This window comes from Anabaena sp. CCY 0017, assembly GCF_963920885.1.
Lineage (GTDB): Bacteria > Cyanobacteriota > Cyanobacteriia > Cyanobacteriales > Nostocaceae > Nodularia.
In genome coordinates, this window is sequence record NZ_CAWUDG010000015.1 from 52,850 (window position 1) to 72,955 (window position 20,106).

At 39.7% G+C, this 20,106-nt stretch carries 22 protein-coding genes and 3 pseudogenes; 11 read left to right on the top strand and 14 right to left on the bottom strand.

Going from position 1 to position 20,106, the window contains the following annotated elements:
• Positions 1–110: 110 nt before the first annotated feature.
• Complete coding sequence (locus ACM0OW_RS17370) at positions 111–908, bottom strand: tryptophan-rich sensory protein (protein WP_414551406.1); 798 nt, start codon at positions 906–908, stop codon at positions 111–113.
• 387 nt (positions 909–1,295) lie between these two features.
• Between ACM0OW_RS17370 and glgX the strand changes: the two genes are divergently transcribed.
• From glgX to ACM0OW_RS17395, 5 genes are all read left to right on the top strand, one after another.
• Positions 1,296–3,443 (top strand): glycogen debranching protein GlgX, encoded by a 2,148-nt coding sequence (glgX, locus tag ACM0OW_RS17375; RefSeq protein ID WP_414551407.1) that lies wholly within the window; start codon positions 1,296–1,298, stop codon positions 3,441–3,443.
• A gap of 403 nt (positions 3,444–3,846) precedes the next feature.
• Positions 3,847–3,990 carry a hypothetical protein gene (locus ACM0OW_RS17380; RefSeq protein ID WP_414551408.1) on the top strand — a complete coding sequence of 48 codons (144 nt, stop codon included), beginning with the start codon at positions 3,847–3,849 and terminating at the stop codon, positions 3,988–3,990.
• Positions 3,991–4,057: 67 nt separating this feature from the next.
• The gene (locus ACM0OW_RS17385; protein ID WP_414551409.1) at positions 4,058–4,243 is read left to right on the top strand and encodes a hypothetical protein; all 186 of its coding nucleotides are present in this window, start codon (positions 4,058–4,060) and stop codon (positions 4,241–4,243) included.
• A 428-nt stretch (positions 4,244–4,671) separates the two neighbouring features.
• Positions 4,672–4,821 (top strand): hypothetical protein, encoded by a 150-nt coding sequence (locus tag ACM0OW_RS17390; RefSeq protein ID WP_414551410.1) that lies wholly within the window; start codon positions 4,672–4,674, stop codon positions 4,819–4,821.
• On the top strand, positions 4,815–5,375 hold the full coding sequence (locus tag ACM0OW_RS17395; RefSeq protein ID WP_414551411.1) for a GUN4 domain-containing protein: 561 nt from the start codon (positions 4,815–4,817) through the stop codon (positions 5,373–5,375). The genes ACM0OW_RS17390 and ACM0OW_RS17395 overlap by 7 nt, the downstream gene beginning before the upstream one ends.
• A 755-nt stretch (positions 5,376–6,130) precedes the next feature.
• Here ACM0OW_RS17395 and ACM0OW_RS17400 read toward each other — a convergent pair.
• From ACM0OW_RS17400 to ACM0OW_RS17445, 10 genes and pseudogenes are all read right to left on the bottom strand, one after another.
• Complete coding sequence (locus tag ACM0OW_RS17400) at positions 6,131–6,730, bottom strand: PIN domain-containing protein (RefSeq protein ID WP_414551412.1); 600 nt, start codon at positions 6,728–6,730, stop codon at positions 6,131–6,133.
• A 5-nt stretch (positions 6,731–6,735) separates the two neighbouring features.
• A complete protein-coding gene (locus ACM0OW_RS17405; protein WP_414551413.1) occupies positions 6,736–7,176 on the bottom strand; it encodes a hypothetical protein in 441 nt (146 codons plus the stop codon).
• 39 nt (positions 7,177–7,215) lie between these two features.
• Positions 7,216–7,557 carry a XisI protein gene (locus ACM0OW_RS17410; protein WP_414551414.1) on the bottom strand — a complete coding sequence of 114 codons (342 nt, stop codon included), beginning with the start codon at positions 7,555–7,557 and terminating at the stop codon, positions 7,216–7,218.
• Positions 7,545–7,961, bottom strand: a complete 417-nt coding sequence (locus tag ACM0OW_RS17415) for a XisH family protein (RefSeq protein WP_414551415.1) — start codon at positions 7,959–7,961, stop codon at positions 7,545–7,547. Before ACM0OW_RS17415 ends, ACM0OW_RS17410 begins: the two co-directional genes overlap by 13 nt.
• Positions 7,962–8,155: 194 nt before the next feature.
• Positions 8,156–8,380, bottom strand: coding sequence for a hypothetical protein (locus ACM0OW_RS17420; RefSeq protein ID WP_414551416.1), 225 nt, complete (start codon positions 8,378–8,380; stop codon positions 8,156–8,158).
• Positions 8,381–8,412: 32 nt separating this feature from the next.
• On the bottom strand, positions 8,413–8,610 hold the full coding sequence (locus tag ACM0OW_RS17425; RefSeq protein WP_414551417.1) for a type II toxin-antitoxin system Phd/YefM family antitoxin: 198 nt from the start codon (positions 8,608–8,610) through the stop codon (positions 8,413–8,415).
• A gap of 14 nt (positions 8,611–8,624) precedes the next feature.
• Positions 8,625–8,873, bottom strand: coding sequence for a type II toxin-antitoxin system RelE family toxin (locus ACM0OW_RS17430; RefSeq protein ID WP_414551418.1), 249 nt, complete (start codon positions 8,871–8,873; stop codon positions 8,625–8,627).
• 62 nt (positions 8,874–8,935) lie between these two features.
• Positions 8,936–11,563: a bifunctional aconitate hydratase 2/2-methylisocitrate dehydratase gene (gene acnB, locus ACM0OW_RS17435; RefSeq protein ID WP_414551419.1), complete on the bottom strand. Its 2,628-nt coding sequence runs from the start codon at positions 11,561–11,563 to the stop codon at positions 8,936–8,938.
• 138 nt (positions 11,564–11,701) lie between these two features.
• Positions 11,702–11,977 (bottom strand): annotated as a pseudogene (locus ACM0OW_RS17440) (DUF4351 domain-containing protein); the annotation flags it as partial.
• 15 nt (positions 11,978–11,992) lie between these two features.
• Positions 11,993–12,937, bottom strand: a complete 945-nt coding sequence (locus ACM0OW_RS17445) for a DUF4351 domain-containing protein (protein WP_414551420.1) — start codon at positions 12,935–12,937, stop codon at positions 11,993–11,995.
• A gap of 232 nt (positions 12,938–13,169) precedes the next feature.
• Between ACM0OW_RS17445 and ACM0OW_RS17450 the strand changes: the two genes are divergently transcribed.
• From ACM0OW_RS17450 to ACM0OW_RS17460, 3 genes and pseudogenes are all read left to right on the top strand, one after another.
• The gene (locus tag ACM0OW_RS17450) at positions 13,170–13,487 is read left to right on the top strand and encodes a 2Fe-2S iron-sulfur cluster-binding protein (protein ID WP_414551421.1); all 318 of its coding nucleotides are present in this window, start codon (positions 13,170–13,172) and stop codon (positions 13,485–13,487) included.
• 186 nt (positions 13,488–13,673) lie between these two features.
• Entirely contained in the window at positions 13,674–13,853 is a 180-nt protein-coding gene (locus ACM0OW_RS17455; RefSeq protein WP_414551422.1) for a hypothetical protein, read from the top strand.
• Positions 13,854–13,979: 126 nt separating this feature from the next.
• A pseudogene (locus tag ACM0OW_RS17460) lies at positions 13,980–14,096 on the top strand (DUF3326 domain-containing protein); the annotation flags it as partial.
• Positions 14,097–14,123: 27 nt separating this feature from the next.
• Here the strand turns inward: ACM0OW_RS17460 and ACM0OW_RS17465 are convergent.
• Positions 14,124–15,029, bottom strand: coding sequence for an AraC family transcriptional regulator (locus tag ACM0OW_RS17465; RefSeq protein WP_414551423.1), 906 nt, complete (start codon positions 15,027–15,029; stop codon positions 14,124–14,126).
• Positions 15,030–15,161: 132 nt separating this feature from the next.
• On the opposite strand from ACM0OW_RS17465, the gene ACM0OW_RS17470 reads away from it, so the two are divergent.
• The 3 genes from ACM0OW_RS17470 to ACM0OW_RS17480 are packed head-to-tail and all read left to right on the top strand — an operon-like array spanning position 15,162 to position 18,273.
• The gene (locus ACM0OW_RS17470) at positions 15,162–16,541 is read left to right on the top strand and encodes an MATE family efflux transporter (protein WP_414551475.1); all 1,380 of its coding nucleotides are present in this window, start codon (positions 15,162–15,164) and stop codon (positions 16,539–16,541) included.
• Between the two features lie 26 nt (positions 16,542–16,567).
• Positions 16,568–17,635 carry a DUF3326 domain-containing protein gene (locus ACM0OW_RS17475; RefSeq protein ID WP_414551476.1) on the top strand — a complete coding sequence of 356 codons (1,068 nt, stop codon included), beginning with the start codon at positions 16,568–16,570 and terminating at the stop codon, positions 17,633–17,635.
• 47 nt (positions 17,636–17,682) lie between these two features.
• On the top strand, positions 17,683–18,273 hold the full coding sequence (locus ACM0OW_RS17480; protein ID WP_414551424.1) for a CPBP family intramembrane glutamic endopeptidase: 591 nt from the start codon (positions 17,683–17,685) through the stop codon (positions 18,271–18,273).
• Positions 18,274–18,464: 191 nt separating this feature from the next.
• On the opposite strand, the pseudogene ACM0OW_RS17485 reads toward ACM0OW_RS17480, so the two are convergent.
• Positions 18,465–19,364, bottom strand: a pseudogene (locus tag ACM0OW_RS17485) (Rpn family recombination-promoting nuclease/putative transposase).
• Positions 19,365–19,430: 66 nt separating this feature from the next.
• A complete protein-coding gene (purN, locus tag ACM0OW_RS17490; RefSeq protein WP_414551425.1) occupies positions 19,431–20,087 on the bottom strand; it encodes a phosphoribosylglycinamide formyltransferase in 657 nt (218 codons plus the stop codon).
• Positions 20,088–20,106 lie beyond the last annotated feature (19 nt).

Sequence of the window (20,106 nt, forward strand, 5' to 3'; positions counted from 1 at the left end):
TCAGTCTATGGGTGGTTCGTCAAAATCCTTAGTAAACCCGCCCGGACACCGAATGCTGAGTAGGGAGAGTGCTGAGTGCTGATGAGCATAAACCCAGTTTCTATTACGAATTACGAATTACGAATTACTCTCCGTTGATTCTGTAGACCTTTAATCGTGATCATCAGAATCAGAGAAATTGCCAAAATTAAGGCTAAATTTCTGAGTAAAGAGTTATTCCATTGCTTGATTGCGATCGCTATCAATGCCCAAACTGTAACTCCTGTGTAAGCAAAGTCTCGACGCTTATTCACAATGAATGCGGCAATCAAAGAAGCTACTAATAACATCATAGCAGTCCATAATTCAGCAGAAATGCCCCATCCATTCCACTCCACAAAATACAACCAAGAAGCGACATTCACAACAGTCGCCACACTAATCCAACCCAGATAAATGCTGATGGGAAAATGAACGCACCACTTCTTAATTTTAGAAACACCCTTGCGACCAATGTCTAAACGCATATAAATAGCAATCAGTGATGCCAAAATTAACACCATCGCTATCACAGACAAAGCAAAAAGTCTAGAGAGAAACAGATATACCCAGACACCTTGAGCCACAGACGCAATGACCAATAAATATCCAGTTTTGCGTAGATATCCATCACGCCTTTGCTTCGGGAGAAATTGATAAATTGCCAATGCGAACAAGCCCAGATAAATCAGTCCCCAAATTGCAAAAGCATAGTTAGCAGGGATAATCAACACGTTAGAGAATACAGTATTAGAAATTTCTCCTATACTTAATCCATTTAACGGAAAAATGTTTGATACTACATTGACAACAAAAGCGCCAATAATTGCGGTAAATGTGGCAAATTGCCGCATAAAATCTCTGTTCTTTACAGATGTAAACTTCTGCATAGCATAATCAGATAAATTCTATCTTTCGATGCTTTTATTTTACACCTTTATTAACAGTGTAATAGTTTTTACGTACTATAGCAAAATTCTAAGTGTTATTAGTTATAACAAGGCGTTGAGCAGCGTATAAACCTGTTACTTCAAGTTTTGAAACTAGCAAAAACGTATTAATCGCCTTGGCAGTTGTTATAGCTATTAGACATCTCCGACAAAGAATGTAGAGACGTTCCATGAAACATCTCTACAACGGTTCTGTGATAACGCATATTTTATTTTTACCAGATGTCTATTAGAAGTAGTCTGAGCCTCTTGTGTATTTGCAATAGTTGCAGACTTACTCTAATACTGAAGATAGGTGTATTTATTCCATAAGGATAATTTGACGATATGTATCTCTCTCTCTGGCCTGGTAAACCCTATCCTTTAGGAGCAACTTGGGATGGTAAAGGCACTAACTTTGCTCTATTTTCCGAAAACGCCACAGGGGTTGAATTGTGCCTGTTTGACCAGCAAGACAGAGAAACTAGACTAACTCTCACAGAAATTAGTAACTTTACTTGGCATTGTTACGTCCCCTCTATCGTCCCTGGTCAGCGATACGGATTTAGGGTACACGGACCCTTTAACCCCCAAGAAGGGCATCGATTTAACCCCAATAAGCTGTTGATAGACCCCTACGCCAAAGCACTTGACGGCGAAATTGGTTTTGGGGAAGAAATGTTTGGCTATCGCTGGGATGATCCTCAAGAGGATTTGGGATTTTCGGAACTGGATGACGCGCACCTCGTACCTAAAGCTGTGGTGGTGGATGAGTCTTTTGATTGGGAAGGGGATGAACTGCTGCAAATACCTTGGCATGAAACGGTAATTTATGAAACCCACGTCAAAGGCTTTACCAAGCTGCACCCAGCAATTCCTGCCAAACTCCGAGGAACCTATGCTGGATTAGCTCATCCTGCCAGTATTTCTCATCTCCAGTCTCTGGGTGTGACAGCCGTGGAATTGATGCCTGTGCATCATTATCTGGCATATCCCCGACACTTAGTCGATACAGGACTGAGAAATTACTGGGGTTATGACTCTATCTGCTATCTAGCTCCCTACCACGGTTATAGTGCTAATTCTGGTCATGGCGAGCAGGTGAAAGAGTTTAAGCAGATGGTCAAGGCACTACACAAAGCCGGAATGGAGGTGATTTTAGATGTGGTGTACAACCATACTGGAGAAGGTAATAATTTAGGGCCTACTTTATCTCTGCGAGGTATAGATAATACCTCTTATTATCGCCTAGTGGATGGTAACGCTCGTTATTATATGGACTTCACCGGCTGCGGTAATTCTTTGAATGTGCGCCATCCCCAAGTGCTGAAACTGATTATGGATAGTCTGCGTTACTGGGTACTAGAAATGCACGTTGATGGTTTCCGGTTTGACTTAGCCTCTGCACTGGCGCGGGAACTGTTCGCAGTTGACAGGTTGGCGGCTTTCTTTGATATTATTCACCAAGACCCGGTTTTAGCTGATGTGAAATTAATTGCCGAACCTTGGGATGTGGGTGAAGGTGGCTATCAAGTGGGTGAATTTCCTCTTTTGTGGTCGGAATGGAATGGTAGGTATAGAGATACTGTGCGGGACTTCTGGCGAGGTGAAGATAGTCGTTTGGCAGAGTTTGCCTATCGGTTTACGGGTAGTTCTGACCTGTATCAGTTAAATGGACGCAATCCCAGCGCTAGTATTAACTTCATTACCGCCCATGATGGTTTTACTCTCAATGATTTAGTCAGTTACAACCAGAAGCACAATGAGGCGAATGAGGAAGATAGTCGGGATGGAGAAAATCATAATCGCTCTTGGAACTGTGGCGTTGAAGGGGAAACGAATGATCCGGTAGTCCTAAAGTTACGGAAACAGCAACGGCGAAATTTTTTGGCAACTTTACTGCTTTCCCAAGGTGTACCGATGTTGGTGATGGGTGACGAAATGGGGCGGAGTCAAGGGGGAAACAATAACGCCTACTGTCAAGATAATAAAGTGGCTTGGTTAGACTGGGATTTACCAGAAGAAAATGAAGCGCTATTAGATTTCACCCGTCAACTGATTGATTTTCGCCGCAAGCATCCAGTTTTCCGCAGACGCAAGTGGTTCCAAGGTAGAGCTATCCACGGTTCTGGGGTACATGATATTGGTTGGTTCAATCCCGACGGTACGCAGATGACAGAAGAACAGTGGAATGAAGGTTTTACGAAGGCTATTGGTGTCTTTATGAATGGCGAAGAAATAGCGACTCCTGGGCCACGGGGGGAACGAATTATGGATGATTCCTTCTTGTGGTGCTTCAATGCTCACCATGAAATGTTGGAGTTCGCTATTCCCAAAGGGTTACAGAATTGGGAGTGGTTGACTATTATTGACACAACTAAGCCCCGCTTTGTCCAACGTGGTAAACGTTATATCGATGATAAACCAATTCTAGTGGCGGCGCGATCGCTTGTGGTTTTACAACGTTTGGGCAGAGCTTTATTTGAGATTAAGTAATAATTCTTAATCTAGCTTTTCTCGGCTGAGTGAAGTGTATTTAAATCTTTCATTTGTCAAGTATCTCCAAGCAGTGACTTAAGACATTTTGCTGATACACATCTAAATACAGGGCTATTTCATTCTAAAATCCGACATTTCATGTATTTACGAGAATGTCGTTATTTTTGGCTTCAGGGATTCTATCTCACGATGGCTGAAAATACCTAAATTCGTCGCTTAAATCTAGGCTGAAATAGCCCTGCATCTAATTATTTCATTTGTCAAGATCCTTTAAGGATCAGTTTTGATCTACTTTAACTGATCTGGCTGATTGATGAAGAGGATTGTTACCCTAAAAAAGTGACGAAAAATCACCTCCAAAAACCGTAAATTTAACCAGTAGATAGAGGAGACAACAATAATGTCTGAAAGCATGGACTCAAAAGGAAACGGTAATAGAGAGCAAGGTAACGCAGAAAAAGGCTCTAAAGAACCAAATCGTGCTGCTCAAGCGGCGATCGCACAAGCAGCGGCTCAAGCCGCTAAAGGTGGCAAGAAATCATAGTTTTTTAATGCTTAGGGATGAATAGATTATTTGTCCCTACTACTAGATATTATGAAAGGAGTCAAATATGGGTAGCTACGATAGTGAAGTTCTCTATTGTGGTCATTGTAATAGACAACAACAAGTTTCCCAAGGTGAAAAATGTAAAGGTTGTCGCCGTACCACTATTAGTTGGTATCCAGACCGTCAATCTCATGAAGATATACGTAAAAAATGGATTGATATGTGTAAATACTTTAATCAAACACCTTAGTAACGTGCAAATGATTAGTTAGACATGAGTAAATTCAACAAATTTTAAGCGCAGCTTGATCACAAATTAAAAATTCAGTTTCTTGATTTGACAAAAATCAGTTTAAGTTTATTTCAGGTGATATCTTGTTTTCTGTTGCGATTATTGATCCTGATTGCTGATTTACTCAACCATCTTCCTATTCGTCTTCGTCGCTGGAGTTCTTTTCCTCATACTCCTGTTGACGATTTTTTTTGGTTTAACTCCTCCTAATTGTAAAAAACCTACATCTGTCAGCAGGAGTGAGGGGGTTAAGTTGGTATTTGATGGTGCGATCGCTCTCCCGACTCATACCCAAAAAGTTACAGTAAAATGTCCTAAACCAAAGTGATCAAAAAATACTATTTTTTAGTTATACTGAGGAAAACATCTATACATACGCTCACGTTATGGTCTGGAATGCTAATAAAACCCTAAATAATGGTAAATACACAATTCAAGGTGTATTAGGTCAAGGTGGTTTTGGTATTACTTATTTTGCCATAGATAATACCAGTGGTAATCAGGTAGTAATTAAAACTCTTAATGATAAATGGTAACAGGAGAAGTCCCAACTCCTGCAACTGTCAGAGTTATTTCTGCTTTAGCTTCTCCTCAAGAAATTAATCCTCAAATTAGTGATAGGTTAAATCAAGCTATTCTACAAGGAATGGAATTAAAACCCGAAGATCGTCCTCAATCAATAGGAGAATGGTTTATTTTATTGGGGTTAAAATCTGGTAATGTCTCTACACAAAGACAAGCTAATCCTGGGACTAATTCTACACAACCAACACAAAAAATAGGAAATTTAACGCCATCACTAATAATAAAAACTGGTATTGATTATAGTAAATTGAGTGGTCATTTATCTGCGGCTGCTGATATTTATGCTGATAAAACACGTAGGAAGTATAATAGAGAAGGTAATGCAAAATGGCGTGATGCAGATTTAGAAACTAGAATAATTCTCTTGAAATTAGCTAATAAACAACAAGAAGGTTATTTAACAACAGATGATTTAAGAACGATTCCTGCTCAGGATTTACAAAATATAAATACACTTTGGCTTGAATATAGTCAAGAACGTTTTGGGTTTAGTATTCAAAGCTGAAGGGGTGACAACTTAGGCTCAAACCCTTATCGAATAAGGATTATGAAAGAGTCAGCCTTGAAAAGATTAAAACAAATGGGGAACCTATTCCAACATAAAAATTAGACTTGTGGGGTTTAGTTATTGACAATAGAATCAATAAAGCCAGAAAATGATGTTTACTTTTTCAAGGCGCAAACCTTCAAAACCCTTGCTGCGTATGTAATTCCAAGGTTTTTGTCACCCCGTCAGTATTCAAAGACGTATTTGGGAGGCTTGTGGAAGAAATTATATTAGGTTTGCCCAGGATGTAAATTGGGGTAGATATGTAAATTATAAAGATAATCAAGGACAAACTCAAAGTAAATGTCAATGGCAGAATGATCAATCTATTGTTAATTGTGATTATTTTGATTACAACAGGGTAAATGGATCTTTTCCTGTATATGGTGAAGTAGGCTTACCTATAAAACTGCCTCCTGTAACCTCACCTACCCTAAAATTACCTCCTGTCACATCAACCTCTAAAAAATCATGGTTATCATGGTTTGATGGAAATTCTCAAAAATCTAAACAAATAGAGGAAGCTAAACGACTAGAGAAAGCTAAACGACTAGAGAAAGCTAAACAAATGGACATATATTATACAAAAATCTATACTGGAATATTTTCTTACTTTATAGATTGTGGTTTTTAATATGTGAATTATTCAGGTCTTTCCTTCAAATAACAAAAATTCATGTAATTCACCTATATAAATAGGAAATTTATAAATATCACTTCTTTAACCATCCTTCCAAATTAGAAACCTTACTAAAATACATAATTCCCACATCAGTTAAAACTTGCTGAATATTAGCTTTCCCAAACTCCTTGGTATTTTCACTAAAAAAAGCTTTAGAAATTTGAGGTCTATTTTCAGCATCATCTAAAATAACTTGTAAAATAAAATCATCTCGTCTTTCTTTTGTCTTATTTAAAAAAGGATTGGTTAAAGTAGTTTGTAACATTTCGATATTTGGATGAATCAATAGACCATATTTTTTTAATTGTTCAAGAACATCAAAAAACCGTCTTCTAAAATTACTCAATATTTGTTCATAATCAATCAAAGATTGTTCTAAATAGTTCGCAAAAGATTGAGAATTATTTAATTCTATATTACGTTTAGCTTCATTAATTTCGATTTCAATAGTTTGGTAAAATAACTGACTCCGTTTTTCTTCTCTTTCTATTGCTACTAAAGCTTCCATCAAACAAATACTGGGAATAACAAAAGTAATTTGATTAGGTGGATGATACAATAAATCTTCGAGGCTTTTATTTCTACCTTTAGCAACTGCTATGATTGAATTAGTTTCTAAATAAACAATCATATTTATCAGTCTTCTAATTGTTGAGTGCTTCCATCAATTAAATAATCAAATAAATCAATTTCTTTAATTTCCTTAACAAAAGGAGGTTCTTGACTTTTCCAGTGATAAGCTAAATCTCTCAACCAAGCTTGAATTAACGTAATTAAAGAAGATTGAAATAGCATTTTATCAGCAATTTCGGGATTATAATATAATAAAACTTCTTGAGTTGGCAAAGTAGCAACTTCTTTAAAATCTGCTGTTTTGAATATTTTAATGATTTGGGAGTTAACAAACATCAAAAAAGGAACATTTTGATATTCTTCCATTTTCTCAAGTTTTAAATCTGTTGCTGAATAAAGAGGAGAAAATCTAAGATCAATCATTAATACAGGATGTTCATTTTTATCTTTAGCAACAATTACGGGTTCAAAATCAATAACTTTTATTGGGTGTAGTTTCAGCATTTTATTTTACCTCCAGTTTAATTCTAATTTTTATTTGAGTTAAGCCACAGCAAACTCCGTTAACTTACGAGTTTCAGGATCATGAAAAGCTAAAACAATATCCTCTTTTGGTACACCTTCCCTTAATAACTCAGTTGCAATTCCTTCCTCAGTCCAATCATCCTCGATGTAAATCTTCTCATTTTTAATGCGAACATAAACAGAAATTGCCTTCACTCGTTTATTATTTTTCCAACCAATATTAAACCAAAGATATTGACTTCTTTGATCATCAAACATTAACAACTCATCTATATCAGGATCAGGTACTTGTGCTGAAATTATTTCATATTCAGTGAGGATTTTTTTGATTATATTTTGATAATGATTTAGCTTGTCCATTTGATAATCTCCTCTTTGTTAATATCAATAACCAACAGTGAAACTTGATATTTTTGCAGAATTAATTCAATTGCTATTTGTTCAAAAAACTTCTCATAAATCTTTTCACCAATTGCTAAATAAACTTTATAGTCAGGATGAGTCAGAGAAAGAAATGTTTGATAAATTAGATATTGTCCTAATGCTGTTTCAAATTCCCGCATGGGAGAACGACTGAGAAAACTTTTAATTTCAATAACTATTTTTTGTCCTTCTCTTGTTGCAGAAATTGTTTTTTCACCAGCTAAATCCGCAAGTAATTTAACTTCTTCATATTTAATAGGATATGGATCAAAAGTAATTGTCCAACCATCTTTAATTAAAGCATTTTTGACTGCATCATGGTAGAAATCCTTTGCTGGCATTGTTTACCCTAGTAATATAGACAAAGTAGCTATTGAAGCTAGTTAATATAATTATACTAATTTACCAAGGAATCGTACTACCAACTCTTAACTCTGACACTATTCCCAAAATAACACTTTAGGATTGATTAAACTTTATTGCTATCAAGTAACATTATTTAATCACGATTTGGAAGAGCGCGAGCTTGACGAATTTATTGTTGCCATTTCTGCGGATCAATTTCGGCGAAAATATTCTTTTTTGAGATTTTCCTTAACGCTTCTGCCATTTTTTGACCATTAGATTTGATTTTAGCTGTTGCTGTTTCTTCTAATAAAGTAATATGCACCTTTATTGAACTATCTAATTCTATTTCTGGAGTTTCATCAACCCATTGAATAGAATTGTTTTTCAAAATAGCGTTAAAAGTTTTTAACATGATTTTGTTCACCTATTAATAATTGACAACCATCAAAATAATAACATCTTTTTTACATCGGCTAAACTTACTGTAACACTATCTTGTTCTTCTTCCTTAGCATCTCTTAAGTCTCGTAAATCTTCCAAATCTTCCAACAATTCTTGAATCTTCAAAAACTCCTCATAAGGTAAAATCGCAAATTGTTTTTCACCATTTTTTGTTAAAAATTCAGGATGTAATTCAATCATTTTTTTACTTCCTTTTATTCATAAGCTTTACTGCGGTGCTTGACCCTATATATAATGATAGTCTGTTCTGCTAATTCAAACAAGACTCGATAATCACCTACTCTTAAACGATATTCGGGGGTAAAATTTGTTAAGCGCTTTACGTCTCCCTGTAAATTATCTTGCATTGCTTCTACTTTATTGATAATGCGTTCTCTGTCATTTACAGGAATTTTCTGTAAATCTTTAATTGATTTGGGTTTAAATTCTATTTGGTACTGCACATATTTTCACCTATTTAAGTTTATTTCAGGTGAGTCTATCCAGACCCACCTAATTTCCTAAATTATACTAAAGCTGCCTGTTCCTCCTGACTAATTACCCTACCTTCATCCTCAAAACCAGTGATTTGATCAAAGTTTAAATACCGATACAAATCGCCAGCAAAAGGATGAATCTTTTCTGCTACAATATCTAAGTATTCCTGCACTGTGGGAATGCGTCCCAGCAAGGCACAAACGGCGGCTAATTCTGCTGAACCAAGGTAAACTCGCGCATCTTTACCCATGCGATTGTTGAAGTTACGGGTTGAGGTGGAAAACACAGTTGTACCATCTTCAACTCGCGCCTGATTACCCATACATAAGCTACATCCAGGCATTTCTGTACGCGCATTCGCAGCTTCAAAGATGTTATATACACCTTCTTGTTTTAATTGATATTCATCCATGCGTGTTGGCGGGCAAATCCACAATCGGGCTTGTACTGCACCAGCACCTTCTAATACTTTACCAGTGGCTCGATAATGACCGATATTTGTCATACAAGAACCTACAAATACTTCTTGTACTGGGTCATTAGCAACCTCTGATAATAATTTGACGTTATCGGGGTCATTGGGTGCAGCGACAATTGGTTCTGTGATTTCGTTTAAATCAATTTCAATGATTTCTGCATACTCCGCATCTGCATCAGCTTCCATTAAGGTGGGGTTGGCTAACCATTCTTCCATTTTGGCGACACGACGCATAATGGTACGCGCATCTGTGTAACCCCTAGCTACCATGTTCTTTAACAGAGTGACATTGGAACGCAGATATTCAGAAACTGTCTCAATACTCAGCTTAATTGTACAACCTGCACAAGAACGTTCGGCGGAAGCGTCGGTGAGTTCAAAGGCTTGTTCTACTTTCAAATCTGGTAAACCTTCCAATTCCAGAATTCGCCCTGAGTAGATATTTTTCTTGTTTTTCTTCTCTACTGTTAGCAAACCTTTTTGAATGGCGACGTAGGGAATGGCATTCACTATATCTCGTAAAGTGATACCGGGTTGCAATTCACCTTTGAAGCGGACTAATACTGATTCTGGCATATCTAAGGGCATGACACCCAATGCACCAGCAAAGGCTACTAACCCAGAACCTGCTGGGAAGGATATACCCAAGGGGAAGCGGGTGTGGGAGTCGCCACCTGTTCCCACGGTGTCGGGTAACAGCATCCGGTTTAACCAAGAGTGAATGATACCATCGCCGGGACGTAAGGCGACACCTGCGCGTTGGGCAAAGAAATCTGGTAATTCTTGGTGAGTTTTAATGTCTACTGGTTTGGGATAAGCCGCAGTGTGACAGAAACTCTGCATTACTAAGTCTGCACTAAAGCCGAGACAGGCGAGTTCTTTTAATTCGTCGCGGGTCATGGGGCCTGTGGTATCCTGAGAACCAACGGTGGTCATTAGAGGTTCGCATGATGTCCCTGGACGAACACCCGGTAAGCCGCAAGCTTTACCGACCATTTTCTGGGCGAGGGTGTAACCTTTGCCTGTATCGTTGGGTTGTTGAGGACGAATAAATATATTGCTGGCTTCTAAACCCAATGCTTCGCGGGTTTTGTCGGTGAGGGTACGTCCAATTAATAGGGGAATGCGTCCACCGGCGCGGACTTCATCAAAGATGGTTTCGGGTTTGAGGGTGAAGGTGGAAATGACTTCGCCGACTTCGTTGGTAATTTCGCCTTTGTAGGGATGGATGGTAATTACCATACCGGTTTCTAAGTTGCTGACATCGCATTGAATGGGCAAAGCACCGGCATCTTCGGCAGTGTTAAAGAAAATTGGCGCGATCGCACTACCTAAAATATAACCCCCAGCGCGTTTGTTTGGTACATAAGGGATATCATTTCCTAAATGCCACAATACTGAGTTAATGGCAGACTTGCGCGAGGAACCAGTACCGACAACATCGCCGACGTAAGCTAGTGGATGTCCTTTTTGCTTTAACTCGGCAATGGTTTCTAAACTTCCCGGTTGCCGTGACTCTAGCATGGCTAAGGCGTGTAAGGGAATATCCGGGCGGGTGGTGGCGTGGGTAGCTGGGGATAAATCATCGGTGTTGGTTTCCCCAGGAACTTTAAACACGGTGACAGTAATGGCTTCTGGTACTGTGGGGCGAATAGTAAACCATTCAGCATTTGCCCAAGAGTCAACCACTCGCTTGGCGAAAGGATTACTTTTGGCTAATTCTAAGACATCATGAAAGGCATCATACACCAAAAGGATTTTACTCAGGGCGGCTGCGGCGTAAGCGGCGATGGGTTCTCTACCTTCACCCTTCATGACTAAAGGTGCTTCTCCGTCTTTTGATTCCCCACTGGAAACTTGCAGCAAATCAATGAGAGATTGCACGTTGTAACCGCCTACCATCGTTCCCAGTAATTCTACTGCGGCGATGGGAGAAACGAGGGGGCTGGTGATTTCGCTTTTAGCAATGGCGGTGAGAAATCCTGCTTTCACATAAGCTGCTTCATCTACACCGGGGGGTACGCGATCGCACAATAAATGTAATAATGTATCTTCTTCACCCTCTGGTGGATTTTGCAGCAATTCGCACAGTTCTGAGGTTTGCTTCGCATCCAATGGTAAAGGCGGAATACCGAGTTGGGCGCGTTCCGCAACATGATGACGGTATTGTTCTAGCATTTTGTGTTCTCCATTGGGATGTTCTCCCCTTAATTATGAAATATTTTTCGGCAAATCTTGGCTATAAAAGTTTACCTGATTTTTATCTCTGGAAGCCTCATCAGACTTGTGTTATGGATTTATTAATCTACTGATAATTTATTCTGATTGTGGGTTTAACCAAGTTTCTAAATCAGCAACACTAGAAAAATCTAATAACGCCTCTCCTAAGTTCTCTAATTGTTCAATCGATAACCCTCTGATGCGTTCAATTAATGACGCATCAATTTCACCAACACGCCGATTTAGTAGACGCAGTATTAAGTGTTGTTTTCCTTCTTGCCTTCCTTCTTGTCTTCCCTCTAGCCTTCCCTCTTCTTTAGCTTTTTCTCTATGTCTTTGATAAAGTGGTTCTAATCGCATAATTAACTCCCGAACAATCAAAATCAATTAGATTGAGTGTTGTGTTAACCAAGCTTCTAAATCAGCAACACTAGAAAAGTCTAATAACGCCTCTCCTAAGTTCTCTAACTGTTCAACCGATAATCCGGCAATTCGCTCGATTAATAACGCATCAATTTCACCGATACGGCGATTTAGTAGACGCATTATTAAGTTTTTTTCTCCCTCTTGTCTTCCTTCTTGTATTCCTTCTTGTCTTCCTTCTTGTATTCCCTCTTGCCTTCCCTCTTCTTTAGCTTGTTCTCTATCTCTTTGATAAAGTGGTTCTAATCGCATAATTAACTCCCTATCATCTGTTTCTAGTTCTTGATTTACTCTCAAGTTTTCGCGCAAGTTGTAAACTAATTCCAGGGTTGCTTTCTGGTATGGATGATCTAATGGTAACGCTTGCAACTCGATAATTGCTTGTGATTGTACGCTTCCCCTACCCAAAAGTCTCAACCATAAAGTTTCCGGTGTTTGCGGTAGTTGGTGTATCGCCACAATTACTGTCCGCAAAGCATCTGCTAGAAAATGTACTCCCGATAACCAACCTTGTTTTTGAACTGTTCCAAAGCTAGATAATCTAGGTTCAGATATGGTAGGTGTCAGAATCCACAATTTGGGAATTTCTAATTCCTGAAGCTTGATTTTATTGGCTTTGGCTTCTCGTCGCAATAAAGCCTTGACTTCTAATAACTTGAGAATACAGTCGCAGATTTCATCGCTAGAAGCTGGATTGCGGTATGGTTCTATTATTGCAGGATGTTCGGCAAGTCTTCCTAGTAACCCCAGTATTTGTAAATTAGCACTTTTTTGTTTAGCAGGTGTGAATAAAACATCTATTTCTTTAATCTCTCCTGAGACTTTTTCTGATGCTTTGACTTCTCCGTAATCTTTTAATAATTCTTCAAGATAGTCTTTAGCGAATTTATCATGTATAAACCTAGTCATTAAATTTTGATATTGTGTAAAATTCGGGTTAATTCAAAGTTTTATTATATACCAGTTTTGAATTATCCGTAAGAGGATGTCTGAAAAAATATTAGTGTTGTATTCAATTGAAAGTAATAGCGATTTTATCAGCTTTCGAGATTTAACCTAAATTTTTTTTGTGGAATTTGAATATCTTTAATTAATTCAGATATAATAATATGTTTGTCTGTTGCATCACCTGATTTTATATATGTCCAACATTTACACCGTTGAAATTAACCACCAAGGTAAAATTTATACTTTACAAGTTCCTGAAAATGAGACTATCTTATCAGTGGCTGAAGCTGCTGGTCTAGGTTTTCCCAATTCTTGTAATGCAGGCGTTTGTACAACTTGCGCTGGTCTAATTACTGAGGGAACTGTAGACCAATCTGATTGTATGGGTGTTAGTTCCGAACTGCAAAAACAAGGTTATGCTTTGCTTTGTGTTTCTTATCCCCGTTCTGATTTGAAAATTGAGACGGAAAAGGAAGACGTAGTTTATCAATTGCAGTTTGGTAAAAGCTAATAATCAGTGAATAGTTATCAGTTATCAGTTATTTGATGACTGGTAACTGATTAGAAAGATGAACGAACCGCCAAGTCGCCCGCGCGAAGCGATGCCCGCAAGGGCTGTAGTTCGCCAAGTTAGGAATGATTTATAACTGCTATATTAAGTTATTCTAGGAACTGTATATATAAAGGACTTACCTCTATGACTACTCATTTTATTACCGCAGAGGTTGATTTGCAAGAAACTCCGACTGAGTTGGAAAAGGCAATTGAGGCTGAGTTGCAAAAGCAGGGTGAACCTCTACGTTGGGCGATTACTTCTGTGGATGAAGCACAGCAAAAAGCTACTGTTGAAGCTGTTGTGACTACAAGTGCTGAGTAGAGACACAATTAATCATATTTTTACCAGAGACATCTCCTACAAAAAATGTAGAGACGTTCTATGGAACGTCTCTACAAGGGTTCCAAATAACGCATATTTTATTTTCACTAGATGTCTTAGGAATTGATGCAACGTCCTTATACAGCGATTTTAATTATACCTACTGGGGTGGGGGCGGCGATTTGCGGTTATGCTGGTGATGCTTTGCCTGTAGCTAGAGTTATATCACAGGTGTGCGGTAAGCGGAGCTATGCCGCCCTTGCTTATCGCTTAGTTCATGCGGTAGGCTTTGGGAGTTATTCCTGTGATTTGTCGAAATTGCCTAGTAAAGTGGCTATGACTATCGAAGCCGCAAGCTAGAGCGATTTCCACTAAAGACTGGTTTGTGTGTTTCAAGAGTTGCTTTGCCCGTTCAACTCGCTGTTGCAGCAGATATTGGTGGGGCGATAATCCCATCGATTGTTTAAATAAACGGCTGAAATGAGACTGGCTCATTTTAGCTAACTGAGCCAAATCGGCAAGTTTAAGATCCTGATCTAAAGCTTCATGAATATAATGTGTGATCTGGAGCAATTTGTGATCCCCCAATCCCCGCTTGAAATGAGTAATATGGGGGTGATTAGCAGAGTAATCCTGAAGCAAGTTTACTACCAGGGCATTTGCTAATGACTCAAGGTATAGTCGCCCCATCCGACCACCCTGGTGTAATTCGGTTTGCAGTAACCGTAAAAGTTGCTCTAGTTGAGGATTGCGAACCTGAAATGCAGGCATCACGTCTACTCGGTTGGGATTTAGTTCGAGATCCTCTTCAGCAACCTGTTGAAGAAACGATGAGGAAATTTGCACATACAGATAGTGATGATGATCTTCAGCGTAGTAGCTGCTGGGGATGCCAGATGGGGTAATGCAAAGATCACCTTGGCGATACAGGCCGATATGGTGGTAATTACCCACACTCTCATAAGTTCGATGAGGTTGAGTCGTGAGGATCAAAATAATTACGGGATCGACTTCTGCTGGAAACTCCATGCCACCAGATGGCTGCTGATACTCTTGAATTAAAACAGACTCCCAGCCTAGATTGTGACTGGAAACAATCGGTAATCTTGGATTCTGGTTGATTTCGGAATGAGAGACTTTCATCAGTGCGATCGCTTCTAGCGGGGCGCTGCCCATCGCCCTTTGCAGAACTGAGAGCAGAATTTTGAAAATTTGAGAAGATTTTGATAGTTCAGACCTTTAAGCTTCCCTAATCTGTGATGATAGCCGATTGAATTACAGATTATAACGCTGGAGATTGTCTTGAGCATGATCACCCCAAATACTCATCAGTTGAACATTCATACAGAACTTAAAGCATTTCTAAAACTGGCAATTCCCTTAGCCAGCGCTCAAGTTGCCCAAATTGCAACGGGATTTGCCGATACCGTGATGATGGGACATTTGGGACGAGAAACCCTAGCGGCTGGAGCATTAGCCTCGATTACCTTCTTCTCATTCCTGGTGACGGCAAGTGGCGTGGTGATGGGTGTCAGCCCATTGGTGGCAGAAGCATACGGAGCAGGTAACAAAACTCGTATTGAACAAGTTACCCAACAAGGGTTGTGGCTATCGTTGCTATTGGCAATTCCAATCATGATTGCGATCGCTCATCTCGATATGTTAATGAGTCGGCTGGGGCAACCTGCAACCACGGTGGAGTTAGCAACAGGTTATCTTAATATCATGCTGTGGGGATTGTTTCCTGCTTTGGGCTTCGCCATGTTGCGAGGCGTGGTTTCAGGTCTATCTCAAGCTCGTCCCATTTTGGTAATTGTAATTACAGGAACAGGATTTAATATTTTAGGTAACTATATCCTGGGCTTTGGTAAATTCGGATGGCCCCGATTAGAGTTGGTAGGGCTAGCTTTAGCCAGTACTTTGACGTGGTGGGGAATGTTTGGGGTACTGATTCTTTGCCTGTTGAGACACAAACAATTTCAAGCTTACCAATTCTTCTGGTGCTTGCCTCAATTCCAGCCTCAGATACTTTGGCAATTGCTCAAACTAGGGATGCCAATTGGGGTATTTTCTGCTCTAGAAATTGGTGTGTACACAGCCGTTAGCTATTTGATGGCTACCTGGGGAACTGATGGGTTAGCTGCACACCAAATTGTATTTCAAACGATCAATCTGATCTATATGGTGCCACTGGGAATGTCATTTGCGGCAACCGCTCGAATTGGTCAGTGGCTTGGACAGCAAAATATGGCAGGAATCCGACAAGCTGGTTTCATTAGTCTTGCTGTTGGAAGTGCATGGACAACCATGATTGTGATCGCACTTTTGCTATTTCCTCGACAAATTATTGGGCTATATATCGATATTCTTGCACCAGAGAACGCATCTATCGTAGCCCTTGCTGTTTCCATTATGCGGGTTGGAGCGATCGCGCATTTGTTCGATGGGGTACAAAAAATTGCTTATGGTGCGTTGCAAGGTTTACAGGATACTCGTGTGCCGATGCTGCTCAGTTTCCTGTCTTATTGGTGCATTGGTTTAACCAGTGGTTACTGGTTGGCATTTAGATGGAATTTAGGTGGCGTAGGTCTATGGTTGGGGCAAATGATTGCAGTGGTGATCGCAGCAGTGGTCTTTATTTGGCGCTTTCAAAGGCTAACTTCAAACCAAACTGGAGCTAAACTGTAAACATCAGTTTTATGCCAATATTTAGTATGCAACCTCCTTATACAGCGATTTTAATTATACCTACTGGGGTGGGGGCAGCAATTGGCGGTTATGCTGGTGATGCTTTGCCTGTAGCTAAGGTGATCTCACAGGTGTGCGATCGCCTGATCACTCACCCCAATGTCCTCAATGGTGCAAGTTTGTACTGGAATCTCCCCAACACGCTGTATGTGGAAGGTTACGGACTTGACAAATTTGCCTCTGGATGCTGGGGTTTACGCCCGGTTCGCAATAATAAAATAGGGTTGCTTTTAGACCAAGGCATTGAACCAGAATTACAACTGCGACACCTACAAGCAGCCGATGCAGCCAGAGCTACTCTTGGTTTAACCCTCACAGATTATGTAGTTACTGATGCACCTTTAAACGTAGAATTACGCACTTCAGCATCAGGGGCAAGTTGGGGAACAATTGGCAATCCAGATAGCTTACTGAGGGCGGCGGAAATATTAATTAACAAAGCTGGCGCAGAAGCGATCGCAGTTGTCGCCCGTTTCCCCGATGATATAGATGAAGCCGCAGTACAAAATTATCGTCAAGGTCAAGGGGTAGACCCTTTAGCCGGTGCAGAAGCCGTAATTAGCCATTTAATCGTCCGCACCTTTAAAATTCCCTGCGCCCATTCTCCCGCCTTAGCCAGCGCCCCCCCAGAACCGAATTTATCGCCTCGTTCGGCTGCGGAAGAATTAGGTTATACTTTTTTACCATGTGTCCTTGTGGGCTTGAGTCGCGCCCCACAATTTATTATAAATAAAGAGTCAATGACAGCTTTAGCCGATGATATTTGGGCAGATCAAGTGGATTGTGCGATCGCACCTGCAAATGCTTGTGGTAGTAGTGCCTTGATCAGTTTAAACCAAAGGCGATGCCAAATTATCACTGTGGCAGAAAATAAAACTCTCATCCAAGTTCCCGCCCCAGCTTTAGGAATCACAGCTTTACAGGTAAACTCGTATTTAGAAGCCGTAGGTGTATTAGTCGCCCACAAAGCCGGCATAAATCCCACCGCCCTCAGTCCTCAAATATCCTCCCTACAACCAGTTACTATAATGTAGTTTGTTTCCCCTCTGCCCCTTCCCAGTCCCCTATCATCCAAAAACTCGTGGTTGAACAACAAAATCAAGAACCAGAAATTCCCTATTTGACACGTACCCAAGTATTAGTAGCTATGGGAGTGACTGCAATCCTGTTATGGCTAGTCGCCAGGGTGTGGTTAAACTATGGCAATTTTTACTTATTAAGATGGTACTGGTCAGGAAAAGATTTACTCTTCGGTTTAGGGTTAGGGTTAATCATCACAGGTTTAAGTGGTTTAGCTTATCGCTTTTACCCCAACTACCGTCAAAGCGCCGACTATTATCTGGATATAGTTATCAAGCCTTTAGCTTTACCCGATTTGATTTGGTTGGGCTTACTTCCGGCTTTAAGTGAAGAACTGTTATTTCGGGGTGTGATGCTGCCAGCTTTAGGCTTAGATAACATCGCTGTAATTGTATCTAGTATCGCATTTGGTATTTTGCATCTCAGTGGACCCCAACAATGGCCTTATGTAGTGTGGGCAACTATTATTGGTTTAATGTTAGGGTTTAGTGCCTTGTCAACTGGTAACTTGTTAGTGCCAATTGTTGCCCACATGATTACAAATTGGGTTTCTGGCTGTTTCTGGAAATTCCGTCAAGTCAAAACAGCTTAAACTTTTGTTTACGGGGATTCAAACCCCGTTGACCGAAGCGATTTTAGATTTTAAATTTTGGATTATGAAAATCTGAAATCCAAAATTAAGTAACCCCACAAAAATCCGGTTCCCTCCTCGCTTGCACCGGAGGGTTAGGGAGGGGTTCTTTTTATGCATCTTTATATAAAATTGGTATCACTACCATCTTATTACCTTTGTTGCTCTAACCAGTTGATTAAGTCCTCTAAAGTTTGCAAATCAAAAATTGCGTCTGCTAGACTTTCGATTTGTTGTGAAGATAATTCATTAATTCGGCTTTCTATAGCAGGGGTAATATCATTAAATCGCCGCTTTAGTAGTTTTTTAACAATTTTTTGTTCTCCTTGTTCAATGCCCTTTTCCATCCAACTAGTCACTATTTCCATGATTTTTTCCTCTTCAATTAAATTAGCTTGGTGTAGTTCAGCGTTTAATTCTTGCTCTTCAGTTGTGTTTAATTTGAGATAAGTGTCAATAAAACCAGAAATTAATTCTATTTTAGCAGGGTTTAATTGCAGCGTAACTAACATCCTTAAGCATTCTAGCTTAACTCTAATTCTCTCTTCTGGTTGAAAGTTCATTTTTGCCATTAAGGCGGCGGCTACGGGATTTGGTTTGTTTAAAAAACTTCGCCAGTTGAGATTATTTAATTGAATGGCAACATAGTTAAATTCTAAAATCTTGCGATGGGGAAAGTTAACTACATATTGGCTTTTTTCTGGTCTTTTCGGTTCGTCGTAAGAGAATATAACTATAGGGAAAATTGGCATTAAAAATTTAGCATCTAAACGGGCGAAGTAATGAAACATCCGCCGTTCAAATTCTTGTTGATTATATGCTTGGTTTTCTAGGTGAATTAGAAAATAACTGTCTTCTCCTCTTCATTTGACTTGTGCTAAGAGGTCTACTCTTCTTTTTTCTCCTGTTGTGACATCGGTAAATATTTCTTCTGTTAAAAAATTGAGGCTGTCTTGTGTAACGTACTCTAAAACTTCTGGTAAAAATAGTTCTATAAATTCCCAAAAGAATGTTTGGATTAATTCTTTGAATAGTCTATCGTGATCTATCATTTGAGTGATGCTGGTTTCTGAGTTTAGGGGATGTTTGCAAAGTGCTTGGCGGTGATTTTAGTCAATTCACTGTTGACTGCTTTCCCGTGCCGCAGCTAGGGCGATCGCCTGTGGTAAAATTAGATGTTCTTGAATTTGAATCCGAGCGTGCAGTGTTTCTGCTGTGTCCTCTGGTAAAATTGGCACAGCTGCTTGAATTAAGATGGGGCCGCTGTCTACTTCCAAACACACTAAATGTACAGTACAGCCAGTAATTTTGACTCCAGATGCTAAAGCTTGTTCTACAGCATTAATCCCTTTAAAACTCGGCAACAAACTGGGATGAATATTAATGATTTTCTCTGGAAAGGCATCAATTAAAACTGGTGTCACCAAACGCATCCAACCAGCCATAATCACCCAATCAACATCATATTGCTGCAAAGTATTGACAATTTCTCCGTCAAATGCTTCCCGGTTTGTATATTCGCGGTGATTTAATAATACAGCTTCCACACCCCGATTAGCTGCGCGGATGGGAGCTTTCGCTGTAGGGTTATTATAAATTAAAACTTGAATTTGGGCGTTTAATTGCTCATCTGCGATCGCTTGGGCAATTGCTTCAAAATTACTGCCACTACCAGAAGCCATAACCCCCAGTTTTAAAGGAGTGCTTTGGTGAGATGGGCAAATGCTCAGAGTGGGAGCAACCAGGCTAAAGGTAGAATCAGGGCGGAGAGTCATAACAGCAAAGAGGAAAAAT

Coding starts and splice junctions, on each gene's coding strand:
- ACM0OW_RS17445 (WP_414551420.1), bottom strand. CDS start 12,937: ATGACTAGGTTTATACATGATAAATTCGCTAAAGACTATCTTGAAGAA.
- ACM0OW_RS17390 (WP_414551410.1), top strand. CDS start 4,672: ATGGTCTGGAATGCTAATAAAACCCTAAATAATGGTAAATACACAATT.
- acnB (WP_414551419.1), bottom strand. CDS start 11,563: ATGCTAGAACAATACCGTCATCATGTTGCGGAACGCGCCCAACTCGGT.
- ACM0OW_RS17470 (WP_414551475.1), top strand. CDS start 15,162: ATGATCACCCCAAATACTCATCAGTTGAACATTCATACAGAACTTAAA.
- purN (WP_414551425.1), bottom strand. CDS start 20,087: ATGACTCTCCGCCCTGATTCTACCTTTAGCCTGGTTGCTCCCACTCTG.
- ACM0OW_RS17420 (WP_414551416.1), bottom strand. CDS start 8,380: ATGTTAAAAACTTTTAACGCTATTTTGAAAAACAATTCTATTCAATGG.
- ACM0OW_RS17380 (WP_414551408.1), top strand. CDS start 3,847: ATGTCTGAAAGCATGGACTCAAAAGGAAACGGTAATAGAGAGCAAGGT.
- ACM0OW_RS17415 (WP_414551415.1), bottom strand. CDS start 7,961: ATGCCAGCAAAGGATTTCTACCATGATGCAGTCAAAAATGCTTTAATT.
- ACM0OW_RS17455 (WP_414551422.1), top strand. CDS start 13,674: ATGACTACTCATTTTATTACCGCAGAGGTTGATTTGCAAGAAACTCCG.
- ACM0OW_RS17370 (WP_414551406.1), bottom strand. CDS start 908: ATGCAGAAGTTTACATCTGTAAAGAACAGAGATTTTATGCGGCAATTT.
- glgX (WP_414551407.1), top strand. CDS start 1,296: ATGTATCTCTCTCTCTGGCCTGGTAAACCCTATCCTTTAGGAGCAACT.
- ACM0OW_RS17385 (WP_414551409.1), top strand. CDS start 4,058: ATGGGTAGCTACGATAGTGAAGTTCTCTATTGTGGTCATTGTAATAGA.
- ACM0OW_RS17450 (WP_414551421.1), top strand. CDS start 13,170: ATGTCCAACATTTACACCGTTGAAATTAACCACCAAGGTAAAATTTAT.
- ACM0OW_RS17395 (WP_414551411.1), top strand. CDS start 4,815: ATGGTAACAGGAGAAGTCCCAACTCCTGCAACTGTCAGAGTTATTTCT.
- ACM0OW_RS17405 (WP_414551413.1), bottom strand. CDS start 7,176: ATGCTGAAACTACACCCAATAAAAGTTATTGATTTTGAACCCGTAATT.
- ACM0OW_RS17400 (WP_414551412.1), bottom strand. CDS start 6,730: ATGATTGTTTATTTAGAAACTAATTCAATCATAGCAGTTGCTAAAGGT.
- ACM0OW_RS17425 (WP_414551417.1), bottom strand. CDS start 8,610: ATGATTGAATTACATCCTGAATTTTTAACAAAAAATGGTGAAAAACAA.
- ACM0OW_RS17410 (WP_414551414.1), bottom strand. CDS start 7,557: ATGGACAAGCTAAATCATTATCAAAATATAATCAAAAAAATCCTCACT.
- ACM0OW_RS17475 (WP_414551476.1), top strand. CDS start 16,568: ATGCAACCTCCTTATACAGCGATTTTAATTATACCTACTGGGGTGGGG.
- ACM0OW_RS17465 (WP_414551423.1), bottom strand. CDS start 15,029: ATGGGCAGCGCCCCGCTAGAAGCGATCGCACTGATGAAAGTCTCTCAT.